This window comes from Protofrankia sp. Cr1 (assembly GCF_963555865.1).
Lineage (GTDB): Bacteria > Actinomycetota > Actinomycetes > Frankiales > Frankiaceae > Protofrankia.
The window spans coordinates 17,025-19,022 of sequence record NZ_CAUVXO010000062.1 but is presented as its reverse complement, the minus strand read 5'-3'; the positions used below and the strand labels follow the sequence as shown (position 1 = coordinate 19,022).

The window sequence follows — 1,998 nt, the reverse complement described above, 5'->3', positions numbered from 1 at the left end:
TCTGGGCCGCCTGGCCGGCCGCTCGCGGGCGCAGGCGCGACACCGCCCGGCCCATCGGCCGTGGCCTGGTGATCTCACCGTCAGTGGGTCCCGGCGCCGGCCCGATCAGGCCGTGCACCGCCCGGACCACCTTGGGCTGGCGCGCTCGGTCGTCCCCGCGCAGGCCGGTCTCCAGCTCGTGGGCGCCCAACGACCAGGCCAGGACGATGATGCGCCCGGCGCCCGCGACCTTTCCGGCGTGCGCCCGCTCCAAACGGGCACCGCGGACGGCGTCCCGCGCAATCCAGAACGGCTCGCTGCCGGTGCGGTCCACCTGAATCCCGCCCTCGTAGACGGTCACGTACGCGTCCGCGCGTCCACCGAGCCCGCGGGCTGTGATCCGGTCAAGCCAGTGCCCGGCGTCCACCGTCCCCAGGTAGAGGCCCTTGAGCGGCGCGGCGAGGACGGTGCCGGTCTCGCCGGGAACCGCCGGCAGGTCGGGAAGGTCCTCCTCCTGCCGTTCGGCCCGACGGCGCCAGGTTCGGCGCATCCCGCCGACCGCGGCCACGAACAGCAACAAGCAGCCGAAGGCGAACAGCAGGTGCAGGCCCAGGCGGTCGGGACCGCGTTGCGGCGCCGCCGCGGCGATACCGTCCGCGGCGGCGGCGAGCGAGGCGGTGAAGGTGAGATGGTCGGTCATACGATCTTCCCGTCGAGCACGGTGGGACGCCCCCGCAAAAACGTGGCCTGGACGCGTCCAGGCAGCTTGCGGCCGGCGTAGGGGGTGTTACGACTACGGCTGGCAAATGTGGCGGGATCCACCGTCCAGCGGGCCGCCGGATCGACCAGGACGACGTTCGCCGCGGCTCCCGCGGACAGCACCCCGGCCATGTCCCGCGACCCGTCAGTGCTCCGGGGACTGTGGCCTGCGGGCAGGCCGCCGATCCGAGCCGGGGTTCCCGCCATCCGGTCGGCGAGTCCAGCCCAGTCCAGCAGTCCCGTTTCCACCATGGTCATGATCGCAATCGACAGCGCGGTCTCCAGACCGAGCATCCCGGGACGGGCGGCGGCCCACTCCGTCTCCTTGTCCTGCGGGGCGTGGGGGGCGTGATCGGTCGCGATGCAGTCGATTGTGCCGTCGGCGAGCCCGGCCCGCAGCGCCTCGACGTCGGTGGCGGTCCGCAGCGGTGGATTGACCTTGTACACCGGGTCGTAGGACGTGGCCAGCTCGTCGGTGAGCAGCAGATGGTGCGGGGTGACCTCGGCCGTGACCCGCCAGCCCTTGGATTTCGCCCAACGCAGGATCTCCACCGAGCCCGCGGTCGAGACGTGACAGACATGCAGCCGCGAGCCGACATGGCCGGCCAGCAGCGCATCCCGGGCGATGACCGCCTCCTCGGCTGCGGCCGGCCACCCGGGCAGACCGAGCCGCGCAGACACCGCGCCCTCGTTCATCTGCGCGCCCTCGGTCAGCCGGGGCTCCTGAGCGTGCTGGGCGATCACCCCGTCAAATGCCTTGACATACTCCAGCGCCCGGCGCATCAGCACCGCGTCGGACACACAGTTGCCGTCGTCGGAGAACACCCGCACGGCCGCCGCCGACGAGGCCATCGCGCCCAGTTCGGCGAGCCGGGCACCGCGCAGCCCCTCGGTGACCGCGCCGACCGGGCAGACGTCACAGTGCCCGGCGGCCTGGCCGAGCCGCCAGACCTGTTCCACCACCCCGGCGGTGTCCGCGACCGGCTCGGTGTTGGCCATCGCGAACACGGTGGTGAAACCGCCCAGTGCCGCCGCCCGGGTACCCGAGGCGACGGTCTCGGCGTCCTCCCGACCCGGTTCGCGCAGATGGGTATGCAGGTCGACCAATCCGGGCAGGGCGATCAGGCCGTCCGCGTCGAGGACGTTGGCGCCGGGCGCGCTCAGGCCCGGCCCGACCTCGACGATCACCGGACCAGCCAGGAGCATGTCGACCGCGGCGGCGCCCAGCGGCCGCACGCCGCGCAGGAGCCAGCGTGCGTT

1 protein-coding gene and 1 pseudogene are annotated in these 1,998 nt (G+C 73.1%); both read right to left on the bottom strand.

What is annotated here, in order from left to right:
- Positions 1 to 679 (bottom strand): annotated as a pseudogene (locus U9980_RS08185) (hypothetical protein); the annotation flags it as partial.
- A complete protein-coding gene (locus U9980_RS08180; RefSeq protein WP_322767383.1) occupies positions 676 to 1,983 on the bottom strand; it encodes a dihydroorotase in 1,308 nt (435 codons plus the stop codon). The gene U9980_RS08180 and the pseudogene U9980_RS08185, both read right to left, overlap by 4 nt.
- Between the last annotated feature and the right edge of the window lie 15 nt (positions 1,984 to 1,998).